Genomic DNA, 22,887 nt, shown 5'->3' on the forward strand with positions numbered 1-22,887 from the left:
CACTTCTCTGCCATTTTATATATTTTCATCTTGCACCCGTTGCAAGTAATAGGGGAAGTCATAAACTTTCATTGATTCTATCTTGTAAAACCTATCATATTCTCCCTCTCCATGTATTGTAAGGGATAGAGCTCTTTTTTCCTATACTATAATATACTATTTATTTCACTTCTTTTCATATGGGATGTCAAATCTCTTTTCATCTCCCTATAAAATGTTTTATAGGAAGATGAAAAGAAAAATGGGACATAATGTCCCATTTTTCATCCTTTCGTACCTCCAGCAGTTAAACCAGAGATAAAGTATTTTTGTAGTGATAGGAATAAAATTGAAATTGGGATTGCAATCAATACGGAACCCGCTGCGAACGTTGTAAATTCATTCCCAAATTTCTTCGCCACCATTTCATATAATCCAACTGCTAACGTATAATTTTCTGGTGTGCGCAAAATAATACTCGCTAAAATAAAATCTGTAAATGGGCCGATGAAAGTAAATAACGCTACAACCGCTACGATTGGCTTTGCAAGTGGCATAATGATTTGCCAAAAAATACGAAAATGCCCTGCTCCATCCATACGAGCTGACTCATCCAATTCTTTCGGAATCGTATCAAAATACCCTTTCATAAGCCATGTGTTCATTGGAATTGCCCCGCCTACATAAATTAAAATTAATGCAAGGTGCGTATCAATTAATCCTGTTAACTGTGCTAATACGTATAAAGCGATTAACGCTGCAAAGTTTGGAATCATTTGCAAAATTAAAAATGTTAATAAACCATTTTTTCTTCCAACAAAACGGTATCTCGAAAATGCATAAGCAGTAAAACTAATTGCTAACACTGAAAAAATCATCGTTAAAACACTTACTTTTAATGTGTTTTTATACCATAGTAAATAATTACTATTCTCTAAATCTAATAACTTACGATAATGATCTAGTGTTGCATTTTGCGGAATAATACTTGATCCAGATAAACTATCACCCGGATTAAACGATGAGCCAATAATCCATAATAATGGATAGAAAATGATGGCACACATTACGAAAATAACGAGATAACTTAATGAGAGACGTAACATCTTTTGTCTTTTAATATTCATTTACATCATATCCTCTTCTTGGAATGATTTTGTTCTCTTAAATTGCCATAACGCAACTGTAATAACGATTAACGATAAGATCATTGTAAGAGCTGCTGCTTTTCCGTACTGCGCGGAAGTCATCGTTAACTTATAAATCCATGAAATTAAAATATCTGTTCCACCTGCGTCTTGTCCAGCTACAGCAGGACCTCCGCCGTTAAATAGATAGATGATACTAAAGTTATTAAAGTTAAACGTATATTGCGTAATTAATATTGGTGCTGTTGCATATAGAACAAGTGGCAATGTAATTTTACGAAACTGTTGCCAAGCTGTAGCTCCATCTACTGTAGCCGCTTCGTATAATTCTCCTGGAATCGATTGCAGTATACCTGTTGTCATTGCAAAGACGAACGGGAATCCAAGCCACGTTTGAATCATAATTAAAGCAATCTTCGCCCAAAATGGATCTGTCATCCAAGCAATCTTTTCAATTCCGAATAAAGCTAATACTTGATTGTTAATCGCTCCAAATGTTTCATTAAACATACCAGAGAAAACAAGAATAGATACGAATGCTGGGACCGCCCACGGTAAAATGAAGATTGTTCGAATAATCGCCTTCCCTTTAATACCAGGCTGATTTACGATAATCGCTAAGAAAATACCAAGTGCAACTTGTAATGTCGTTGCAACGAATGTCCAGATGACAGTCCAAGAAAATACACTTAAAAACGTTTCTCTCCACATCGGTAATGTAAAGATATCAATAAAGTTTTTAAATCCTACCCAATCTACTAATTTAGCTGGAGGAGAATGATATAAATCATAGTTCGTAAATCCAATTAAAATTACGAAAATGATTGGAAATACAACGACAAAGATAAGTAATAAAAACCCTGGTGAAACCATTAAATACGGAAAACCTTGGTCTAGTAAATTACGGTATTGCTCTTTTACAGAGTTTAACGGTGTTCCTATATCCCGTTTCTTTCCGTTTTGGTATGCATCATATAAATTAAATGCATATATTCCGAGTCCAAACACGATGACAATGAGTGCCAAGATTCCTTCTACTAATAGAAAGACAGAATGGTCACGTGGAACTTCTGTACCAAGCGTTACAATTCCCCATAATCCCATATTTAATAAATCAGCAAAGGCTACAATAAATGAACCTGTTAATACTAGAAAAATAAGACCTTTTACAAATTGTTTATTATACATTTGGCCCACGCCTGGAATGATTGATAACATGGTTGCCATTTTCCTATGTTTTGAACCGTTTAAGCCGTTTGCTGGTTCCATAGATGTTTGCATGTTCCTTCCCCCTTTTTCTTGGGAGAGAATTCGTGCCCCTCATATTAGAGGCACGAATTTCACCTTATTTTTTCTTACTATGATTTGCCTCAATATTACCTTTAATTTGCTTCACTGCATTATCAAGTGCTGCTTTTGGTGCCTCTTTATCCGTAACAACTAATTGAAGCGCATCTCCAGCTTGGTTTCCATACTTCTTGCATTTCTGGAATGTTTGGCATTGGAATTCCATTTTCAGATTGTGTTGCGACTGCTTTTGCAGCTTCGTTATCTTTAATAATTGGATCTTCCATTACTGCTTTTACTGGAGGAATTTCTTTCGTCTTCTCAAATCGAATTTTTGCGTTTTCTTCATTCGTTACCCATTCAGTGAACTTTGTAGCTAAATCATTTTGTTTAGAGAAACTTGTTACATGCCATCCTTTAACCCCAACAAACGTTTTCATTGGTTGACCATTTGGTAATTTCGGCATTGGAGCAACGCCATAATCAATTCCGTTCTTTTCCATTGCTTGGAACGCCCAAGGGCCGTTCATGATAGATGCTGCTTTTCCTTCATTAAATAGCCCATCAGCAGCAGGTCCACCAGATTCACCGATAATACCTTTCGGGAATAACTTTTCTTTGTACCATTTTTGAAGATACTCAGCACCTTGTACTGCTCCGCTATTATTTAATCCAACATCACTTGCATTTGGCTTTCCATCTTTTTCACCAAACACATAACCACCCATACCTGCCATGAATGCATTAGCAAAGTAGAAGTTATCTCCTAATGCTAAAAATCCGTACTTGCCATCTTTCGTAAATTCTTTTGAGAAGTTAAACAGCTCGTCCATCGTTTCTGGCGCTTTTGGCATTAGTTTTTTATTGTAAATAAAGACTGGTGTCTCAATTGCTTTTGGTAAACCATATAATTTTCCGTTATATGTCTGTGCTTCTATTGATGAATCAGTAAATTTACTCTTTACAGCATCATCAGCTTTCACTTCAGAAAGTAAACCTTCTGTTACTGCATTTCCGATTTGATCATGTGGCAATGTTACAACATCTGGTCCCGTCCCCGCTGGTCCATCAAGGCGTAACTTCTTCACTTGATCTGTCATTTGCATTTCAACAACTTTTACTTTTACTTTATATTTTTCCTCAAAGCTTTTCACTGCTGGTTCTAAACCAACACCTTTTTTATCATCTTCCCAAACGAGTAGATCGTAATCTTTCTTTGCTTTACTTTCTTCTTTTTTCCCTGAATCTTTCGGTCCACATGCAGATAACATACCAATTGATAATGCTGAAACCGTTAATAATGATAATGCTTTCTTCATCCCAAAAACCTCCCTGAATTGTATATGTACCTTACCAATTGAAAACGTTTGCATTGAATAGTTTAATAGAAGCGCAAACGATATCTCAATTTATGAAAACGTTTGCGCTATTTGTCTATCATTATACATTCTTTTATTCATTTTGCAAATATTAATTTTTAAAATATTATTACTACACTCTTTATAGATTGACTTTATATGAAATGAATACTACTCTTATAAGCAATATTAAAGCTATGCAAAAAGCAATCGTTTGCAACATATGCTTTATTATTATACTTAAGGGAACAATATGCATAGAGATAGTAAAGGGGGATTTTTTATATGCTTAAAGACGCCATCTATCATAGGCCAAAAGATAATTACGCATACGCTTACGATGAAAAAACGATTCATATCCGAATACGTACGAAAAGAGACGATGTTCAAAGCACCAATCTTATTTATGGTGATCCTTATGAATGGACAGACGGGAAGTGGATTTCTTCAAGTGCACCGATGAAAAAAACTGGTTCTACTGCATTATTTGATTATTGGTCCATTTCCATCGAGCCAAAATTTAAGCGCTTACGTTATGGATTTGAATTAAAAGCAGAGACAGAAACGCTTATTTATGCAGAACGCGGATTTTTTTCTAGCATTCCAAATGATGACGTTGGTAACTTTTTCTGTTTTCCATTTATTCATGCAAATGATGTATTCAAAGCACCTTCCTGGATTAAAGATACTGTTTGGTATCAAATTTTCCCAGAACGGTTCGCTAATGGAGATCATACGTTGAATCCAGAAAACACCCTTCCTTGGGGAAGCGCTGAACCAACTCCAACTAATTTTTTCGGCGGAGATTTTGCTGGTATTATGCAAAACCTCGATTACCTTGTTAAGCTTGGAATTTCGGGAATATATTTCACACCTATTTTCAAAGCACATTCAAACCATAAATATGACACAATTGACTACATGGAAATCGATCCGCAATTTGGCACAAAAGAAACATTCAAAGAACTCGTTGAGGCATGTCATACACACGGTATAAAAGTAATGCTCGATGCGGTATTCAATCACAGTGGATACTTTTTCGATAAATTTCAAGACGTACTAGAAAATGGTGAACAGTCAGCATATAAAGAATGGTTTCATATTCATGAGTTCCCAATTAGAACTGAGCCACTTCCGAATTATGATACTTTCGCGTTTACACCGTATATGCCGAAATTAAACACTGCACACCCGGATGTAAAAGAATACTTACTTGAAGTAGGGCGTTATTGGGTAAAAGAATTCAATATAGACGGTTGGCGCCTTGATGTAGCAAATGAAGTCGACCATAAATTTTGGAGAGAGTTCCGAAGTGAGATAAAAGCATTAAATTCTGAAGTATATATTTTAGGAGAAATTTGGCACGATGCACTTCCTTGGCTACAAGGAGATCAATTTGATGCTGTAATGAGCTACCCTGTTACAAACGCTCTACTGTCTTACTTTGCTAACAGTTCCATTAAGGCAAATGAATTTATGAAACAAATTATAGAATCTCTACATTCCTACTCTATGAATGTAAATGAAGCAGCATTTCATTTATTAGACAGCCATGATACACCAAGAATATTGACAACATGTAACGGAGATAAAAATAAGTTAAAGTTACTTTATGTATTCCACCTTTCTTTCATCGGCTCTCCTTGTATTTATTATGGAGACGAAATTGGTATGGATGGCGGTATGGACCCTGATTGCCGCAAATGTATGGTTTGGGATACGAAAGAACAAGATCATCTATTATTTACACATGTACAAACATTAATTTCGTTACGAAAGCAATATAAAGCATTTGGAGGACATGGTACTTTCCAATTCATTGAAGCAAATGATGAACATAATTATATTTCTTATACAAAAACATATGAAGATGAAACTATCTTTTTCGTTTTAAATCCGACTAATAGTGATATTACAGCTTCACTGCCTCTCCATGTTACTGGAAAGAAAATCATTAATATTTATACAAACGAAGAATTTTCAGCGGAAGCAAGTGTATTACAAGTTACACTTCCTCCATATGGATTCTCCATATTAAAATGGTAACCAAAAAAATCCTTATACCAAAGTGGTATAAGGATTTTTCTTATTTCAATTTGAACACGATTGCTTCATACGGACGTAATGTCATGTTATCTATCGGTCCATTCTCTACGTCGTAATTGTGTATAAATAACTCTGCTTCACTATAACTAATGTCCTCAGGCAATTCAAATACACATTCTTCCGCAGTAAAGTTTGCAATAACAAGAAGTTTTTCTTCTCCATACGTTCTTACATATGCAAAAATAGATGGATTATTCTCCAATATTAAATCATATGATCCATACACAACTATTTCGTTATTTTTGCGTAACTCAATTAGTTTTTTATAATAATAAAAAATTGAATCTTTATTTTGGATCGCTTGTTTCACATTGATTTCTTTATAGTTAGGGTTTACCGTAATCCAGGGCTCACCTGTTGTGAATCCAGCATGATCTTTATCATCCCACTGCATCGGTGTTCTAGCATTATCTCTGCCTTTTATATAAATAGACTGCATCACTTTATCTATATTTTCACCGCGCTCTATCACTTTTTCCTTATACATATTTAATGTTTCAATATCTCGATATTCATCAATCGATTCAAATCGAACATTTGTCATTCCGATTTCTTCGCCTTGATAAATATAAGGCGTTCCTTTCATCATATGAAGCACCGTCGCTAACATTTTCGCAGATTCAATGCGATACATTCCATCATTACCAAAACGAGATACAACACGAGGCTGATCATGGTTATTCCAATACAGACTATTCCAGCCTGTATGTTCTAATGCTTTTTGCCACTTCGTTAAATTCTCTTTTAAAGTAAGAAGTGAACATGGTTTTACATCCCATTTTCCGCCTTCTCCTGAGTCTAAATCCATATGTTCAAATTGGAATACCATCTGCAGTTCTTTTCGTTCTTCCCCGGTATACAATTTCGCTTCTTCTGTCGTTACACCAGGCATTTCACCAACCGTCATAATATCATAATGAGACAATACTTCTTCATTCATTTCATGTAAATATTTATGAATGTTTGGACCGTTCATAAAATACTTATGACCTGAAACATACCCCTCTTCTTCTGTTTCAACAGCTGGTAATCCCTCTTCTTTAGAAATAAAATTAATAACATCCATACGGAAGCCATCAATTCCTTTTTCTAACCAAAACTTCATCATTTCATAAACATCTTGTCTTACCTTTTCATTATCCCAATTTAAATCTGGCTGTTTTTTAGAAAACAGATGTAAATAATATTCATCTGTCATTTCATCATACTGCCATGCAGATCCGCTAAACGCTGCTCCCCAGTTATTCGGCTCTTTTCCTTCTTTTCCAGGGCGCCATATATAGTAATCTCTATATTTATTATCTTTTGATTTACGTGATTCAATAAACCAATTATGTTCATCAGAAGTATGATTAACAACTAAGTCCATCATAAGTTTCATATTACGTTCATGCATTTCATGTAATAGCTCATCCCAATCTTCCATTGTTCCGAACTCATTCATAATTTTACAATAATCACTTATATCATAACCATTATCATCATTTGGAGATTCATAGACTGGTGATAACCAAATTACATCAATCCCTAATTCTTTTAAGTAATCTAACTTTGAAATAATACCGCGAAGATCCCCGATGCCATCACCGTTGCTATCCATAAAGCTACGAGGATAAATTTGATATACTACACTTTCTTTCCACCACTGTTTTTCCATTATGCTACCCCATTTCATTCATAATTCGATTTTCTCTTTTTAAGGCGCAAACGTTTTCATTAATGAATGATAACAGATTCTATCTTAATTTAAAATAGCGCTTACAACTTTTATTCTTATTTTTCTAAGAAAACATATGAAAATCACTAATAACTATCCAATATATGAAAACGTTTTATTTTTTTGTTTATTTTTTGAATCTATTCGTTTATAATGAACTCAAAGAAAACGTTTGCATAATTATTTCTAGGGGGAAATACCATGGCAGAACTGAAATTAGAAAACATTTATAAAATATATGATAATAATGTAACAGCTGTAACAGACTTCAATTTACACATTCAAGATAAAGAATTTATCGTATTTGTCGGTCCTTCTGGATGCGGAAAATCTACAACATTACGAATGGTTGCTGGACTAGAAGATATTTCAAAAGGAGAGTTTTCAATTGATGGTAAGCTAATGAATGATGTCCCTCCAAAAGATCGCGATATCGCAATGGTCTTCCAAAACTATGCCCTATATCCACATATGAGTGTATATGATAATATGGCATTTGGATTAAAACTTAGAAAAATACCAAAAGATGAAATTGATCGTCGTGTAAAAGATGCAGCAAAAATTTTAGGACTGGAACAATATTTAGATAGAAAACCGAAAGCATTATCTGGTGGACAACGTCAACGTGTTGCGTTAGGGAGAGCAATCGTTCGAGACGCGAAAGTGTTCTTAATGGATGAGCCATTGTCTAACTTAGACGCTAAATTACGTGTTGCAATGCGCTCAGAAATTTCTAAGTTACACCACCGCCTTGGTACGACAACAATTTATGTAACGCATGATCAAACTGAAGCGATGACAATGGCTTCTCGTCTTGTTGTTATGAAAGACGGAAAAATTCAACAAATCGGTACTCCAAAAGAAGTATATGAAACACCTGAAAACATTTTTGTTGGTGGATTTATCGGCTCTCCAGCGATGAATTTCTTCCGTGGTAAATTAACTGAAACCGATTTCGTTATAGACAATGCTGCAAAAATTAAAGTAACTGAAGGAAAAATGAAGATATTACGTGAACAAGGCTATGTAAATAAAGACATTGTTTTAGGTATTCGTCCTGAGGACATTCATGATGAACTATTATTTTTAGAAGCTTCACAATCTACTGCCTTCACAACAAAAATTGAAGTTGCTGAGTTATTAGGTGCTGAATCTATTTTATATATGAAACTTGGAAATCAAGATTTTGCAGCACGTGTTGATGCAAGACATACATTTTCACCTGGTGACCAAATTAAACTAGCATTTGATATGAATAAAGCGCATTTCTTTGATAGTCAAAACGAACAACGCATTCGTTAAAAAATAATTTTCATACAAAAAAACCGTCCACATATATTGAGGGCGGTTTTCACTATTATACGAGGGCTTCTACTGTATGAAATGATTGTCCTTTCGTGCTAATAATACCGAAAATCGGTAAGTCACTTAGCACCACTTCTTCTTGCTGTTTCATAAAAGATGACGTTAATTGTTTTATCTCTATCCATACGTCATTAATACAAAGTACATTGGAATCGTTCTCTTGTTGGCGTGAAAATATAGAATCTATTTTATATAAACCAGCATTTTGAAAAAGCATATCAATGCGACTGAATGCATTCAAAGTAATGCTGATTACGCGTTGCCAATCTCCTTGTTTTTCCATATTATAGGATACAAAAAGTGCTTCTCCGCCTAGATTCGTAATTTCCTCCACTGTTGCTTGTCCACTTTCTTGATCAATGTCCGTCACAATTACTTTTGCGCCTTGTTTAGCCAACAAAAGAGCTGTATTACGTCCAATACCGATGCCACCGCCAGTTACGATAGCAACTTTTCCTGCAAGCTTCATTTTCATTACCCCTTCTATAAGTCTTACCGTCATTCAGTATACTCCTTTATGAGATTAGTCTGCAAGCAAGAAAAGTTGCTTATTCATTTGTAAACGGTTACTTTTTTACTCCTTCTTTTTTCTTACTATTACGCTGATCGAAAACTAAACCGATGAAAATTAAAATCCCCCAAAAGATTACGCTACCTCCAGTCACTTCAATTTCCCCCTTATTATATAAACATATTATTTTAATCATTATAACATTTTCTTAATTTTCAATCTATTAAATTCGAAAATGATATAGATTAACTTTTTCCCTATTATATATCCATTAAAATATATTTGTATAACAAAAAGAGACCTTTTTACATAAAAAGGTCTCTTTTTGTTATACAAGACTTATCACTTTCGTTTTTGTAATTAAGTCCTGAAAACCACAATTATCTTTGCGGAATAACATCATATATACGTTACATAATACCGGAATTCCAAGCAGTAATATGTTCGGTAATAACAATACAAAAAATCGAATCGTTAATGTTTGTAATGTTAACTTTTCACTCTTCAATGAAATTAATTTTATTCTCGTTACCTTTTTACCAAGTGTTACACCGTTCCAAATAAAGGGTAGCAAAATAAAATATATCGCCATTAATATAAAAACTACTGCAAGATCATATCTATAATCGCCAAAACTAATATTAAAGCGATTAAAAATAGCACTATAATTTCCAGTCATAACAGCTACTACTGCACCATACATAACCGAGATTAAAAACATGTCAATTAGGGAAGCACCTATGCGGTTCATTACAAGCGCTGGACGATGCATCTTTAACTTCATTTTTATGTCGACTCCTTCATATCCTTCTTTACCCGTCTCATCGTACCACTTCTAAAAAACATTGTAAACTAGCGTTTCTCTTACTTTTCTTGTACAATGTGTTACAACAGCATTGTAAAGGAGGTTCCCATATTGAAAAAATGGATAATCCTATTCGTCGCATTCCTATTAGCCGGTTGTGCTGGAAATACAAATCATATAACATATACGATTAACGATGAATACGAACTCATACGTACTTCTGGAAATGCATTTGAACTTTTCCCCACGCAAGATGCTGTATATGCCACACAATACATTCCTGCAAAAATTACAGACATAGCCTGGGATGATAAATACATTATTGCAAAACAAACTGAGGAAAAGTCAGATCCTAATAATCCTGACGCAGCAATTGCAAATAAAAAAAGCGAGCATTATTGGATTATTGACGTAAAGCATAATAAACGTTTTGGCCCCTATAATGAAAAACAATTTCATGAACAAAAAGATGCGTTTAAAATTAAGGTACCTTTTCAAAGTGTAGATTCATACATAGAAGAACAGAAAAAACAGTCAGCATAATAGTTTGAGCGCTGACTGTTTTTTCTTGCATATATTTAAAAACAACTTACTCAGAAAGTGAGATGTTAAAAGTTTGTGGCTCTTTTACAACATCTTGCGTTTCTGTATTTGCTGCGATTACATTATCTGTTGTAAATTTAATATCCTTTACCTTTTCTTTTCCATCATCAAGTATTAGGCCGATAATACCATCTCTTGTTTCACCAGGCTTATAGTCTTCCCTTGATACATTTTTTGTACCAACGAGCGTATCTTCATCATATAAAAAGTTTTGCGTTGCTACTTTAAAATGTTGTTTATCATTAATCGCAACATCATTCATAGAGAAAAATTGTATATTTTTATTCCCGCTATTTTCCACCTTATATGTAATTTCAACGTAACGAATCGTATCACTAATCTCTGTACCACTTAGCGATGCATATAACTCCGCATCTTCTTGACTGACTTTATCTCCTAATCTACGCTTTACTTCTTCAGGAGTTAATGCCGTATATACTTTTAATGTATTTTTTGCATCTTTACTCATCTGCGATAAAGAGATTACTTTCACATCTTGTACGTGAATTTTCATTGGTGCTACTTCAAATGTTTGATTCACAGAATGAATTTGTTCTAATTTAAAAGTACCCCATCCTGTTTCTTTCACTTTTTGTCCTACTTTTTTCAGCTCACGCCCACCATATTCTTTTGTTTCAGGAATAGATTCTTTCTTCTTCGGTTCAGCTTTCTTTTCTTCTTGATGGAAGCAACCACTTAACATAAGAAGAAAACTACATAAAACAAAAATACTTTTCCATGCTTTCATCATATAATTTCTCCTAACACTATCATTCATTAATATTAATTAGTCCTTTGCTTTGTAAACTATAGAAACAATGAGAAGTCCACAAAACGAACTTGTCAGTCCAGATACTATTATACCCCCTATTTGGAAAATATGAAAATAGGGATCTACGAACGCGTGCACGATAAATATAATAGCTGCCACAACAATTATCGAAATCCAATATTTTATTTTTTCCGAAGCTAAAATAAGGTCTTTACCCATTTCATTTCTACACTTCCATAAAACGTATACTAATAACAGAAAACCAATACATGTACTTCCATGTTGCATATATTTATAAACAGAGATACCGTACCATTCTCTTTGCAATAATGGTATTTTCATAACAAAATAGCCTGTCTTATGAGTGAATGCATCCCAAACAGCATGCGTTAACATACCGAATAATGCTGAATAACAAAATACAAAGAAATCTTTCCTTGTGTAAAGCCCCCACCTCTCATCTACTGCATATGTATAGTAGCCAGCAAATGGTTTAGGTAAATGTGTTATAAACGGCTTTTTTAAAATGTAGTGATATATGTATGCTAATAAAAATACGAGTGGTAAATTAAAATATAAGAATCCAAGCCACGTATGCCCAATTACACCATACGGTCTAAAGTGTAGGAAATATTCAAAGTCAGGCGCCATACTACCTAATATAAGAGCCGTTACTGAAATATGTTGAGAATACTTTTTTGCAAAAGGAAGAACTGCTGCTGGATGTGCAAATGTAAACGGCATGTTTTAACTCCTTTTTATAATTACAATAGATTACATACTATCATAACGACATGAATAATCTCCATGCAATATTTATTTTCACATTGGAATATGATAGTTTAAATGATATAATCCACATAAAATATTCAGAAAATAAGGAGGGATTCACGTGTCATTAACACTTGTCTTTTTTCTTGTTCTGTTTACCTTGTTTTTAAGTACATACATTGGCTTCTATCTATGGAAGCACTACAAAATTATAAAATATATACCTGCTCTCGTTGGTTTTATAAGCATTCGTTTTATTTTCATATGGAAGAGAATGACTTTCGGCTGGGAAGGTCTTGGCTTTGGCGCACTTCAATATACAATACTATTTGCAAGTTGTCTTACCCTTGTATTTGCTGCTTTTTTAGAATCAAAATCCGTTATGAATTGAGGTTTCTATATTGATTGACGTACCCTTTTTACAAAATGTCACATTAAAAAAAGAAAATATCCCTAGTTTCTCCGCATATCCTTACTGTTTACCCGCTATTCGAACATTACAATCACTAGCTTTCCATCCAAATGTAACATTCATTATTGGAGAAAACGGAACGGGGAAGTCAACATTACTCGAAGCGATTGCAATTGCTTTAGGATTTAATGCAGAAGGTGGAACGAAAAACTTCCGTTTTAGTACAAACGATTCACATTCATCTTTACATGAACATCTTCGAATTTCCAAAAGTTTCAATACACCAAACGATGGTTTCTTTCTTCGTGCTGAATCATTTTATAACGTTGCTTCTTATATTGATGAAATAGATGCTATAAAATCTTATGGCGGTGTTTCACTTCACGAGCAATCCCATGGTGAATCATTCTTCTCCTTATTTATGAATCGTTTTTCAGGACAAGGCTTATACATTTTAGATGAGCCCGAGGCCGCTCTATCACCAATGAGACAACTTTCTATGCTCATTCGAATGCATGAACTAGCGGAACAAGGTTCACAATTTGTTATCGCAACGCATTCTCCTATTTTAATGGCTTATCCCGAATCCACTATATATTCTTTAACACAAGAAGGGATTCATGAATCCACATTAGAAGAAACTGAGCATTACCAAACGACGAAACTTTTCTTTGAAAATCGTGATCGATTATTTCATCATTTATTTGAATCATAAAAAAAGAAGCAGCGATTGCTGCTTCTTTTTTTATAGTGCTTCTATAAATAATGCTACCCCAATACCGCCGCCGACGCATAGAGAGGCAATTCCTTTTTCTAATCCGCGTCTTTTCAATTCATGAATTAAGCTTACAGTGATACGAGCTCCTGTACAACCGATTGGATGTCCAAGTCCTACACCACTACCGTTTACATTCACCTTTTCACGATCTAAACCTAATTCTTTCTCTACAGCTAAGTATTGTGCAGCGAAAGCTTCGTTAATTTCCAGCAAATCTGCATCTTCTAATGACCAATCTACTTTTTCTAACCCTTTACGAATTGCTGGTGCTGGTCCAATACCCATAATTTTTGGATCTACTCCAGCTACTGAATATCCAACAATTCTAGCTAACGGTTGTAAGCCTTTTTCTTTCGCTTTTTCTTCGCTCATTAATACTAGAACCGCACTTCCGTCATTCAGGCCAGATGCATTCCCTGCCGTTACAGATCCGTCTTTACGGAAAGCTGGTTTTAATCCTGCTAATTTTTCTGCTGTAATGTCAGCACGTGGATGTTCATCCTTTGAAAATACTACTTCTTTTCTACGTTCTTTTATTGTAATAGGAACAATTTGATCGTCAAAGTATCCAGACTCGATTGCCTTCAATGCCAATGTATGACTACGAAGCGCAACTTCATCTTGTTCCTCTCTTGTAATTTCATATTGTTCAACTAAATTTTCCGCTGTTTCCCCCATCATAATATGATGAATTGGATCTTCTAATACTTCCCACACCGTATCACGAATTTCTCCGTGTTGTAGGCGTTGTCCCCAGCGGTGTTGTTTTAATGCATAAGGGCTTGAACTCATTGCTTCTACTCCACCTGCAACGACAACTTCACTTACACCTAATTGAATTTGCATTGCAGCCGACATAATTGCTTGCATACCTGAAGAACATTGGCGTTGGATTGTATAGCCCGTAACTGTGTCAGGAAATCCTGCCGCTAATGCAGCCGTTCTTGCCGTATTTGCTTCATCAGTTCTTTGAATACAATGACCTAAAATCACTTCATCAACTTCGTGTGGTTCTACCCCGCCTCGTTTTACAGCTTCCTGAAGTACAGGAACAGCTAATTCTACTGGCGTTACATTTTTTAGCGCTCCCCCAAAAGTTCCAATTGGCGAACGAACTGCAGCTGTAATAACAACATTATGCATTTTGCACTTGCCCCTCTCTTATGTACCCTAGTCAGTTTTTAGGTGAAATTCCATAAGATGTATGTCTACAACTATCATACTATAAACATACTAAAAAATCAAAATATTTAATATAATAAAAATAGAAGGAATTAACCTTCTATTCTGTTAATGCGTATAGGAATTTTTGTAAAATCTTCTCTGTTGTTTTATTCAAATTCGGTAACTTATCTACCGGAAAATATTGAAGCTGTAATCCTTCATAGTCAAGCCTTAATTCCCCGCTCACATGATGCCCCTGATACAGATGAATGACATTAAAAATTTCATCTCCATTTGGATATTGGAAGTACACTTCTTTTCCCGAAAGAACCCCGATAAATTGCATAATTTTCGCATTTAGTCCCGTCTCTTCAAATAGTTCTCTACGAGCAGTTTCTTCTGTCGTTTCTCCTAGCTCCATCGCTCCACCAGGTACACCCCAATCATATGTATCTGAACGATATTGAAGCAATACTTCTTGATTATCATTTAAGATAATAATTGCTGATCCTACTAGAATAAGCGGCCTTGTACCAACGACTTTGCGTAACTCTTCAATATACCCCAATATGTAAACTCTCCTTTCCTCACCCTCCCTTATCATAACAAAATTTTTCTCCTTTTGTTGATGTAATTTTAAAGAAAAAAAGGAAGCTTTCGCTCCCTTTTTTCACCTTTATTTCTTAAAACTTTCATATTTTACAGCTTCAAAAGCTTCTTCTATTTCATCATTACGATAATGGACATATGTAAAACGCCCTAATTCTACTAATCTTGCTATTTCTTGTAACGCTTTATGTTGCTCATATGTTTCCTCAAGCTTAATATGTACATAAAATTTCATTAAAGGATGTTCATATAAAGGTTCTCCCACCTCTACATATACATCTTCCACCCCTTGTACAACTCTTACATAACTTGCAAATTGATACAGTGCTTCTCTGTCTGAAACGATTTTTAATGTATACATATATTCTCCCCCTTTCCTTTACTATATCAAAAAGACAGCCAAACCATGTTATAGAACTATGAAATTTTTTCGACTTGTAATAAACAAGGCGTTTATCCATACATAGGATCTTTTCCCAACATATATTATAGAAAGAATTTTTTCAGTTGAGGTGTTCCTTATGGATCCATACGTCAATATATGTATTTGCATTACGCCAGGCGCCGATATTTCTGATGACCGTATTGCAAAAGATTTAGCAGTTGCAGAATCAATTTGGCACCCCATTACATTTCAAATTCAAGAAGTAATTGTTTTAAATGAACTTTTTCGTTTTTCTGACCGTGAAATTAGTTATAAAGATTCTATTCAAAGTCAGGAAAAATTAGCATCCTTTTTTCAAACTTGTGTAAATGAAGCTCCTGAATGCGACCTTTACATTTGTTATATTGGCAGTGATTATTTCAAAGAAACAGCAGTAATTGCCTGTGCCTACTCTTTAGCAAAACAACAGCAACTTACAGGGTATATCGTTTTAACAAACTCGGCTGCTCCTATGAAAAATATATATACGCTCGCTCATGAAATTGGTCATATTTTATTTACAAGACGTGTTCACGGAAAACTTACTCACGCAGATCCTCATTCCCCAACTGGCTCGGAGCACCATCCTTCTCCAACAAATCTTATGTATCCGATCGTCCCTCGCCCTGAAAATGTCCATATTCAGTCTCTATTAACGAACGAACAAAAAGCTCTCTCTTTACAAAGCTCTTTATTGCAAAGAAAAAAACAGTAACGCCCTTGTTACTGTTTAAAACAATAGATTCCAATCAATAAACCACATTCCGGCTGCAACGGATGCAAATATACAACTAAACATAAATACAATTACTCTAAAAATCTCTATATAATATTTCTTTGGAAATATTTTTTTGCATATCCAGAGCAGCCACTTTCCTATTAAACCGAAGAACAAAATATATCACAATATTATAATATAAAATACAAATATGATTATCCTTTGTATTTCTAGAGCTTCTTCTTAGAAATACACTCTTACTATTTGTTCAACCATAAATATCATAAAAATTGGGATTCCTAAAACAAGTAAACCAATCCAACCAAGAGACCGAACATTCACAATCGTTGTTATCAATAGCATAACTCCTCCAATTAAATATCTTCCTAATTGAGGGAGTTCATATAAAGGAAAACTGTACCAACCCTTTAAGAACATTATTAATATTGGTAAATAAGTGAGTATTACTGCTCCAAATAGCAGTAAGCCTTTTTTCAACATACTCCTTTGAAAACTAGCACCTCTTAAAAATAAAACCCCTCCCATAATCATTAACAGTAAGATAACCGGATATCCGATTAATCCTATTAAAGAAATGGTATAAGGTTCATTTAAATTTCGAAATAAAAGATCTGGAATAGTCCAATAGCATAATATACTCATAACAGCTGTAGCTAGCCATCCTAAATTCCGTTTATAATCAACTTGCATTTCTTTTACAAGTTGATTTGCATATTCCTTTGGTGAATCACCAAATATATCCTCTACATTCTTGCCTCTTTTTTCACCTTCAGTTAAATGCAATTCTGCATCTTCTAAAAAGGATTCAATATCTTTTTCACTTATCCCCTTTGCCGTTAAATAAGTACCTGTATTTGCAAGGAAATCTCGTGACTCTTGAGAAAGCATCGCATTCCCTCCTTCCAAATTACTAGTTTACACTTTTTCTCTCCTCATTTTTGAAAGACCATCGCATTAATACATATAAACTTCCATACAGAAGTAAAGATTCTAACATTCCCATGTATGGACTTTTTTCTCCCAATCCTTTAAATACAAACATAATGAATAGCGGGACAATAACAGTTAATATCCCAATCCAGCCAAGTATGTATGCTTCTCCAATTAACAGTACTAACAAGATAACTCCAGCTAGTATATAACTTTGTATAGTCGTTAATTGTAATACAGGTGTCCCATACCATTTATTCATAAACATTAATAATACTAGTAATAAAATCGGTAGCAATGCTGCTACATAAATAATGCTAAATTCTTTTATTTTACTCTTAAATGATGACATTTTAAAAGCAAATATAATTCCTACAATCGTAATCATTAAAACAATTGGGTATCCAATTAATTGTACATTCGTTAATGTAAATTCATGATTTGGGCTTTCAAATAAAATATTTGTAAGTAACCAATACCCGCCAATACCAATTATCATTCCTAAAATACTCTTTATACTCCCGCCTTTATCTTTCTCCATCTCTTTCGCTAATTCTTCCGCATACTCTTTTGGCGAATCACCAAATATATCACTTACCGTTTTCCCTTCTTTCTCACCTTCAATTAAATGAAGTTCTGCATCTTCTAAAAAAGCGTCAACATCTTCTTCTTTCATTCCTTTCGTTATTAAATACACTTTCGTATCAATTAAAAATTTTTCTCCTTCTTTAGAAATCTGCATGATAATCCCTCCCTTATTTAATCGCTTCTCTTCTATTCGTCTTCATCATAATTTCAAGGAAAATTAAAATAAACAAACTTCCGTATAAACATATAATTTGAAATAACATTGGAACAAGGTCTTCTGATGTAAATGTTTTAAACACTAACATAATAGAAAGCGGGATGATTAAATATAAGTTTTTAAACCATCCATTAAAATATATATTTATTGCTACTGTAATGATGAAAATACTACCAGCTAATATATAACTTTGCATTTGGGTGAATATAAACATTTTTGTAGGATAAATCACATCTAATATCGTTACAGCCCCTATTAGAAACATTGGTGCGATTATGACTAACGACCACATAGCAAACCATGTTTTTGTAAAACTTGTTACGAAAGTCATTTTGCGAAGTAGAAAATTAGGACCTATCACAACTAAAATTAATGACAAACTATATCCAACGCACTGAATAAGTGACATCTGTAATAGTCCGTTATTTACTATTAGAACAGAAGCAATAATCCAAAACGATACGATATTCATTACTGTAAAACCAATTTGCTTCCACGTTTCCTGTCTATCTCTTTCCATCACTTTTACAAGTTCATTTGCGTATTCTTTCGGTGAGCTTCCGAAAATTTCTTCTACGCTTTTTCCATTACTCTCACCTTCTATTAAATGAAGTTCTGCGTCTTCAATAAAGCTTTCAATATCGCTTTCTTTCACACTCTTTGCAGTCAAAAACAACCTCATATCTAATAAAAACTTTCGTGCTTCATTTGATAGCATTATTTTCTTCTCCCCTTCCCTTCAAGTAGACGTTCCACACTACTTTGCATCGCTTCCCAGCGATCCATAAATTCATCCAGTGCATCTTCGCCATCTTCTGTTAACGTGTAATACTTCCGTTTTGGACCAGATGGGGATTCCTTCATTACACTTTTTATGAATCCTTCTTTTTGCATTCGTATTAATAACGGATAAATACTTCCCTCACTCGCCATTGTAAAGCCATACTTTGCTAGCTTCTCACTCATTTCATAACCGTATATTTCACCTTCAGAAATAATAGCAAGTAAGCATCCTTCTAAAATCCCTTTCAGCATTTGACTTGTCGACATAATTCAAATCCTCCTACTATCTTGTTTTACAAGATAGATAAGCGTAAGTATCTTGCTTTACAAAATAGTATAGCAGAGACTATTTTGCAAAACAAGATAGCTAACAATATTTTTCCAAATCTTTGCAGGATTTTTCTTATCCACTCTCTAAATAGAGCAATATGAGAACTTTATTACGAAGGGATGTTTTTCATCATGGTTACAAATCGAGTTGTTTTTTTAACAGGTGCTGCAAGTGGTATTGGATATGAAATGGGAAACGCTTTTGCAAAAGAAGGGGCAAAAGTTGTTATTACCGATCGTCTTGAAGAACGTGCAAAAGAAGCTGCTGAACAACTACAAAAAGAGGGCTTTCAAGCTATCGGCTTAAAATGTGATGTTACATCCGAAGAAGAAATAGAAGCATCCATTTCTCAAACTGTTACTCATTTCGGTTCATTAGACATATTAATTAATAATGCAGGCATGCAACACGTTTCACCAATTGAAGATTTTCCAACCGAAAAATTCGAGCTACTAATTAAAATTATGCAAATCGCTCCTTTTATCGCCGTTAAGCATGCCTTTCCCATTATGAAAAAGCAAAAATATGGCCGAATTATTAATGTAGCTTCCATTAATGGCCTCGTTGGATTCGCTGGAAAAGCTGCTTATAATAGCGCAAAACATGGTGTAATTGGATTAACAAAAGTTGCCGCTTTAGAAGGGGCTACTCACGGAATTACTGTTAATGCGCTTTGTCCCGGTTATGTCGATACCCCTCTCGTACGGAATCAATTACAAGACTTGGCCACTACACGAAATGTACCACTTGAAAATGTTCTAGAGGATGTCATTTATCCACTTGTCCCACAAAAACGCTTATTACAAGTACAAGAGATTGCTGATTATGCGATGTTTTTAGCGAGCGAAAAAGCTAAAGGTATAACTGGACAAGCTGTCGTTATCGATGGTGGTTATACTGCTCAATAAAAAATAAAGTTTGCTCACGAAGAGCAAACTTTATTTTTTATCGCGAGGATCATCATACTGTAGTAATTGCCGTGGCAACTTCTCTATTGCAACAATTACCCCATCTAATTTACTTTCAATTCGATGAAGTAAATATAATGTTACAACAATTGGAAACCCTACATTACCTATCATCTTGATCCACTCTTCCATCTTTTTCTCCTCCTTTCATTATATAAATAAGAAAAAAGAACACATTTAGGCATAGAAAAACAAGCTATTATGTATTAGCTTGTTTTTTCAAACAATGATGCAATTTCTCGCTTATAATCTCCACGTATAATACCTTGCTCAGTAATAATACCTGTAATTAATTCATTCGGTGTTACATCAAATGCAGGATTATAAACAGTAGTTCCAACTGGCGTTACCTGTTTCCCAAAAATTTTCGTAACTTCTGTTTCATCTCTTTCTTCAATAACAATTTCTGCACCTGTTTGTTTCGTAATATCAAATGTAGATAGTGGAGCTGCAACGTAGAACGGGATATCGAAATACTTTGCTAATATAGCTAAATTCATCGTTCCGATTTTATTTGCTGTATCCCCATTTGCGACAATTCGGTCCGCTCCTACAATAATTGCGTTGATTTCTTTCGTTTGAATAGCATGAGCTGCCGTATTATCTGTAATAAGTGTTACATCAATACCTGCCTGTTTTAATTCCCAAGTCGTTAAGCGACCGCCTTGTAAAACCGGTCTCGTTTCACATGCATATGCATGTAAATGTACACCTTTTTCTTTCCCAATATAAAACGGTGCTAATGCAGTACCATATTTAGCAGTTGCAATACTGCCAGCGTTACAAATTGTTAAAATGTTATCACCGTCTTTAAAGCATGTTAATGCATGTTCTCCAATACTTCGGCATACCGCTTCATCTTCTTGCTGAATACGAAGCGCTTCTTCTTCTAATATTTTTTGCGCTTCTTTTATTGTAGTAATTTCTTGAATAGATTCTCTCATACGATCGATTGCCCAAAATAAATTGACTGCTGTCGGGCGTGACGTCCCTAAATAATTACAATCTCTATTAAACTTCTTTTGAAATTCTTCAATATGTAAAGTAGTATATTTTTTTGATGCAAGCGCCAAGCCAAATGCAGCTACAATTCCAATTGCAGGTGCTCCTCGTACTTCTAGCATGACAATACTTTTCCATACCTCTTCAATCGTCGTTAATGTTTTGTATTCTGTGCTATGCGGCAACTTTGTTTGATTTAATACTGCAATGGCATCACCTTTCCAACTGACAGACCTCGGAATCGTAACAACTGTACTCATGCTTTTACCCCTCCAGAAACTGTCTGTTGGAATAATGCTCGGAACAGTTGAATATCAGCGTTTTTAGATTCATATTTTATTAGTTCTCTACCTAAGGATAACGCTTGTTTCTTAGCTTGAATTCTCGTTTCTTTATTTGCTATTTCATCTAAATCAGCTACATGTGCTAAGCCAATTGTTCTTCGGATAAGCTCACATCCAGCAAATCCGACCACATCCGTAAAAATATTTTGCAAAATAATCGGCAACCATTGTTTCTCTTTCGTATATGCTTCTACACCTTCTCCAATCCATAACTTCGTAAAAGTGTCTACGAAATAGCTCCATGTTTTCTCAATATGGAAAAATAGCACACTTCTCTGTTCTTCCTCTCTAGATAGAGCATTTAATAATAGATTTGCAATAAATTGCCCGATGTCAAATCCAAATGGACCGTACGTTGCAAATTCTGGGTCAATCACTTTCGTTTCAGAAGGTGATGAAAAAATACTTCCAGTATGTAAATCTCCATGAATGAGTGCCTCTTTTCTCGTTAAAAATTTATATTTATATTGCGCTACTTTTAGTTTTAAAGTTTTATCACTCCATAGTTCATCTACAGCCAATTGTAACTCCGACTCATAATCATTCGTATCGTAATGCCCAAACGGATCTGTAAACACTAAATCTTCTGTAATTTTGCAAAGGTCTGGATTTACAAATGTACCTTCTAGTACCCTTTTCTCTTCTGACTGTAAACCAAAATCTGAAGTATAAAATAAAACATTCGCTAGAAAACGACCGATATGCTGGGATAGAAGTGGATACTCTTCTCCATCTATTAATCCTTTTCTTGTAATAGTTAATTTTGATAAGTCTTCTATGATTGTTACCGCTAATTCTTCATCATGACTATACACTACCGGCACATATTCCGGCACATACTTTGCAAAAATTTGCAGCGCCTTACTTTCAATCGTTGCTCTTTTTATAGACAACGGCCAGCTCTCACCAACTACTTTCGCATATGGTAGTGCTTGTTTTATTATAATAGACTTCTCTCCATCATCTAATTTGAACACGTAATTTAAATTTCCATCTCCAATTTCATGACAAACTACATTTGCTTTCTTTTCAAAATAGCCATGTTCTTTCGCATATTGTACAGCGGTTACTTCTGTTAATGAATAATATCCCATCGTCTTCTCCCCCTTTTTTTAATTCAGAGGTTTTTCTAACACAGAAAAACCTCTTTCCACTAAGAAAGAGGTTTGAAGTTTA

Annotated in this window: 25 protein-coding genes and 2 pseudogenes; 7 read left to right on the plus strand and 20 right to left on the minus strand. The window is 34.6% G+C overall.

Annotated elements, in window-relative coordinates; translation table 11 throughout:
• Nucleotides 1-263: 263 nt before the first annotated feature.
• The 3 genes and pseudogenes from malD to ACTT1L_RS06590 all read right to left on the minus strand — a co-directional run bounded on the left by malD (nucleotide 264) and on the right by ACTT1L_RS06590 (nucleotide 3,733).
• On the minus strand, nucleotides 264-1,106 hold the full coding sequence (malD, locus tag ACTT1L_RS06580; protein ID WP_001022608.1) for a maltosaccharide ABC transporter permease MalD: 843 nt from the start codon (nucleotides 1,104-1,106) through the stop codon (nucleotides 264-266).
• The gene (gene malC / locus ACTT1L_RS06585; RefSeq protein ID WP_001194989.1) at nucleotides 1,107-2,408 is read right to left on the minus strand and encodes a maltosaccharide ABC transporter permease MalC; all 1,302 of its coding nucleotides are present in this window, start codon (nucleotides 2,406-2,408) and stop codon (nucleotides 1,107-1,109) included. It lies immediately after the preceding gene.
• Between the two features lie 64 nt (nucleotides 2,409-2,472).
• Nucleotides 2,473-3,733, minus strand: a pseudogene (locus tag ACTT1L_RS06590) (extracellular solute-binding protein).
• Between the two features lie 324 nt (nucleotides 3,734-4,057).
• Here ACTT1L_RS06590 and ACTT1L_RS06595 point away from each other — a divergent pair.
• Entirely contained in the window at nucleotides 4,058-5,818 is a 1,761-nt protein-coding gene (locus ACTT1L_RS06595; protein ID WP_076875440.1) for an alpha-glycosidase, read from the plus strand.
• Nucleotides 5,819-5,858: 40 nt separating this feature from the next.
• Here the strand turns inward: ACTT1L_RS06595 and malL are convergent, their stop codons facing one another.
• Nucleotides 5,859-7,535 carry an oligo-1,6-glucosidase gene (gene malL, locus ACTT1L_RS06600; protein ID WP_000415194.1) on the minus strand — a complete coding sequence of 559 codons (1,677 nt, stop codon included), beginning with the start codon at nucleotides 7,533-7,535 and terminating at the stop codon, nucleotides 5,859-5,861.
• 261 nt (nucleotides 7,536-7,796) lie between these two features.
• Between malL and ACTT1L_RS06605 the strand changes: the two genes are divergently transcribed.
• Entirely contained in the window at nucleotides 7,797-8,897 is a 1,101-nt protein-coding gene (locus tag ACTT1L_RS06605; RefSeq protein WP_000818923.1) for an ABC transporter ATP-binding protein, read from the plus strand.
• 55 nt (nucleotides 8,898-8,952) lie between these two features.
• Here ACTT1L_RS06605 and ACTT1L_RS06610 read toward each other — a convergent pair whose 3' ends face one another.
• The 3 genes from ACTT1L_RS06610 to ACTT1L_RS06620 form a co-directional block, all read right to left on the minus strand.
• Nucleotides 8,953-9,462 carry an SDR family NAD(P)-dependent oxidoreductase gene (locus tag ACTT1L_RS06610; protein ID WP_000218426.1) on the minus strand — a complete coding sequence of 170 codons (510 nt, stop codon included), beginning with the start codon at nucleotides 9,460-9,462 and terminating at the stop codon, nucleotides 8,953-8,955.
• Nucleotides 9,463-9,526: 64 nt separating this feature from the next.
• A complete protein-coding gene (locus tag ACTT1L_RS06615; protein ID WP_000145657.1) occupies nucleotides 9,527-9,625 on the minus strand; it encodes a hypothetical protein in 99 nt (32 codons plus the stop codon).
• Between the two features lie 174 nt (nucleotides 9,626-9,799).
• Nucleotides 9,800-10,255, minus strand: coding sequence for an RDD family protein (locus tag ACTT1L_RS06620; RefSeq protein WP_048550602.1), 456 nt, complete (start codon nucleotides 10,253-10,255; stop codon nucleotides 9,800-9,802).
• Nucleotides 10,256-10,387: 132 nt separating this feature from the next.
• Between ACTT1L_RS06620 and ACTT1L_RS06625 the strand changes: the two genes are divergently transcribed.
• Nucleotides 10,388-10,819, plus strand: coding sequence for a DUF3997 domain-containing protein (locus tag ACTT1L_RS06625; RefSeq protein WP_000758783.1), 432 nt, complete (start codon nucleotides 10,388-10,390; stop codon nucleotides 10,817-10,819).
• A 46-nt stretch (nucleotides 10,820-10,865) separates the two neighbouring features.
• On the opposite strand, the gene ACTT1L_RS06630 is transcribed toward ACTT1L_RS06625, so the two are convergent.
• Together ACTT1L_RS06630 and ACTT1L_RS06635 are read right to left on the minus strand one after the other, a co-directional pair.
• Nucleotides 10,866-11,630, minus strand: a complete 765-nt coding sequence (locus ACTT1L_RS06630) for a hypothetical protein (RefSeq protein WP_000973892.1) — start codon at nucleotides 11,628-11,630, stop codon at nucleotides 10,866-10,868.
• A gap of 36 nt (nucleotides 11,631-11,666) precedes the next feature.
• The gene (locus ACTT1L_RS06635; RefSeq protein ID WP_086707940.1) at nucleotides 11,667-12,395 is read right to left on the minus strand and encodes a DUF4184 family protein; all 729 of its coding nucleotides are present in this window, start codon (nucleotides 12,393-12,395) and stop codon (nucleotides 11,667-11,669) included.
• A 148-nt stretch (nucleotides 12,396-12,543) separates the two neighbouring features.
• Here ACTT1L_RS06635 and ACTT1L_RS06640 point away from each other — a divergent pair, with 148 nt between their 5' ends.
• Complete coding sequence (locus ACTT1L_RS06640) at nucleotides 12,544-12,813, plus strand: hypothetical protein (RefSeq protein ID WP_076875766.1); 270 nt, start codon at nucleotides 12,544-12,546, stop codon at nucleotides 12,811-12,813.
• 10 nt (nucleotides 12,814-12,823) lie between these two features.
• Complete coding sequence (locus tag ACTT1L_RS06645) at nucleotides 12,824-13,549, plus strand: AAA family ATPase (protein WP_061132246.1); 726 nt, start codon at nucleotides 12,824-12,826, stop codon at nucleotides 13,547-13,549.
• Between the two features lie 30 nt (nucleotides 13,550-13,579).
• Here ACTT1L_RS06645 and ACTT1L_RS06650 read toward each other — a convergent pair whose 3' ends face one another.
• The 3 genes from ACTT1L_RS06650 to ACTT1L_RS06660 all read right to left on the minus strand — a co-directional run bounded on the left by ACTT1L_RS06650 (nucleotide 13,580) and on the right by ACTT1L_RS06660 (nucleotide 15,746).
• Nucleotides 13,580-14,755 (minus strand): acetyl-CoA C-acetyltransferase, encoded by a 1,176-nt coding sequence (locus tag ACTT1L_RS06650; protein ID WP_000552083.1) that lies wholly within the window; start codon nucleotides 14,753-14,755, stop codon nucleotides 13,580-13,582.
• Between the two features lie 139 nt (nucleotides 14,756-14,894).
• Nucleotides 14,895-15,344, minus strand: a complete 450-nt coding sequence (locus ACTT1L_RS06655) for an NUDIX hydrolase (RefSeq protein WP_071741819.1) — start codon at nucleotides 15,342-15,344, stop codon at nucleotides 14,895-14,897.
• Nucleotides 15,345-15,452: 108 nt separating this feature from the next.
• Nucleotides 15,453-15,746 (minus strand): DUF3928 family protein, encoded by a 294-nt coding sequence (locus ACTT1L_RS06660; protein WP_000288327.1) that lies wholly within the window; start codon nucleotides 15,744-15,746, stop codon nucleotides 15,453-15,455.
• A 160-nt stretch (nucleotides 15,747-15,906) separates the two neighbouring features.
• Here ACTT1L_RS06660 and ACTT1L_RS06665 point away from each other — a divergent pair, with 160 nt between their 5' ends.
• Nucleotides 15,907-16,524: an ImmA/IrrE family metallo-endopeptidase gene (locus tag ACTT1L_RS06665; RefSeq protein ID WP_000371612.1), complete on the plus strand. Its 618-nt coding sequence runs from the start codon at nucleotides 15,907-15,909 to the stop codon at nucleotides 16,522-16,524.
• Nucleotides 16,525-16,539: 15 nt separating this feature from the next.
• On the opposite strand, the pseudogene ACTT1L_RS06670 reads toward ACTT1L_RS06665, so the two are convergent.
• The 5 genes and pseudogenes from ACTT1L_RS06670 to ACTT1L_RS06690 all read right to left on the minus strand — a co-directional run.
• Nucleotides 16,540-16,710: pseudogene (locus ACTT1L_RS06670) on the minus strand (DNA-binding protein); the annotation flags it as partial.
• Nucleotides 16,711-16,770: 60 nt separating this feature from the next.
• Nucleotides 16,771-17,436: a DUF1129 domain-containing protein gene (locus ACTT1L_RS06675; RefSeq protein ID WP_000951074.1), complete on the minus strand. Its 666-nt coding sequence runs from the start codon at nucleotides 17,434-17,436 to the stop codon at nucleotides 16,771-16,773.
• Between the two features lie 22 nt (nucleotides 17,437-17,458).
• Complete coding sequence (locus ACTT1L_RS06680) at nucleotides 17,459-18,220, minus strand: DUF1129 domain-containing protein (protein WP_061132244.1); 762 nt, start codon at nucleotides 18,218-18,220, stop codon at nucleotides 17,459-17,461.
• Between the two features lie 13 nt (nucleotides 18,221-18,233).
• The gene (locus ACTT1L_RS06685; RefSeq protein ID WP_000950449.1) at nucleotides 18,234-19,001 is read right to left on the minus strand and encodes a DUF1129 domain-containing protein; all 768 of its coding nucleotides are present in this window, start codon (nucleotides 18,999-19,001) and stop codon (nucleotides 18,234-18,236) included.
• Nucleotides 19,001-19,333, minus strand: coding sequence for a PadR family transcriptional regulator (locus ACTT1L_RS06690; protein ID WP_000107963.1), 333 nt, complete (start codon nucleotides 19,331-19,333; stop codon nucleotides 19,001-19,003). The genes ACTT1L_RS06685 and ACTT1L_RS06690 overlap by 1 nt, the downstream gene beginning before the upstream one ends.
• A 195-nt stretch (nucleotides 19,334-19,528) precedes the next feature.
• On the opposite strand from ACTT1L_RS06690, the gene ACTT1L_RS06695 reads away from it, so the two are divergent.
• On the plus strand, nucleotides 19,529-20,305 hold the full coding sequence (locus ACTT1L_RS06695; protein ID WP_000258438.1) for a 3-hydroxybutyrate dehydrogenase: 777 nt from the start codon (nucleotides 19,529-19,531) through the stop codon (nucleotides 20,303-20,305).
• A 30-nt stretch (nucleotides 20,306-20,335) separates the two neighbouring features.
• Here the strand turns inward: ACTT1L_RS06695 and ACTT1L_RS06700 are convergent, their stop codons facing one another.
• The 3 genes from ACTT1L_RS06700 to mtnK all read right to left on the minus strand — a co-directional run bounded on the left by ACTT1L_RS06700 (nucleotide 20,336) and on the right by mtnK (nucleotide 22,805).
• On the minus strand, nucleotides 20,336-20,497 hold the full coding sequence (locus tag ACTT1L_RS06700) for a YvrJ family protein (protein ID WP_000393331.1): 162 nt from the start codon (nucleotides 20,495-20,497) through the stop codon (nucleotides 20,336-20,338).
• Between the two features lie 74 nt (nucleotides 20,498-20,571).
• Nucleotides 20,572-21,627, minus strand: coding sequence for an S-methyl-5-thioribose-1-phosphate isomerase (mtnA, locus tag ACTT1L_RS06705; protein WP_000109054.1), 1,056 nt, complete (start codon nucleotides 21,625-21,627; stop codon nucleotides 20,572-20,574).
• Nucleotides 21,624-22,805: an S-methyl-5-thioribose kinase gene (gene mtnK / locus ACTT1L_RS06710; protein ID WP_000542705.1), complete on the minus strand. Its 1,182-nt coding sequence runs from the start codon at nucleotides 22,803-22,805 to the stop codon at nucleotides 21,624-21,626. The genes mtnA and mtnK overlap by 4 nt, the downstream gene beginning before the upstream one ends.
• Between the last annotated feature and the right edge of the window lie 82 nt (nucleotides 22,806-22,887).

Origin of the sequence: Bacillus sp. FH (genome assembly GCF_052216825.1) — a bacterium.
Lineage (GTDB): Bacteria > Bacillota > Bacilli > Bacillales > Bacillaceae_G > Bacillus_A > Bacillus_A paranthracis.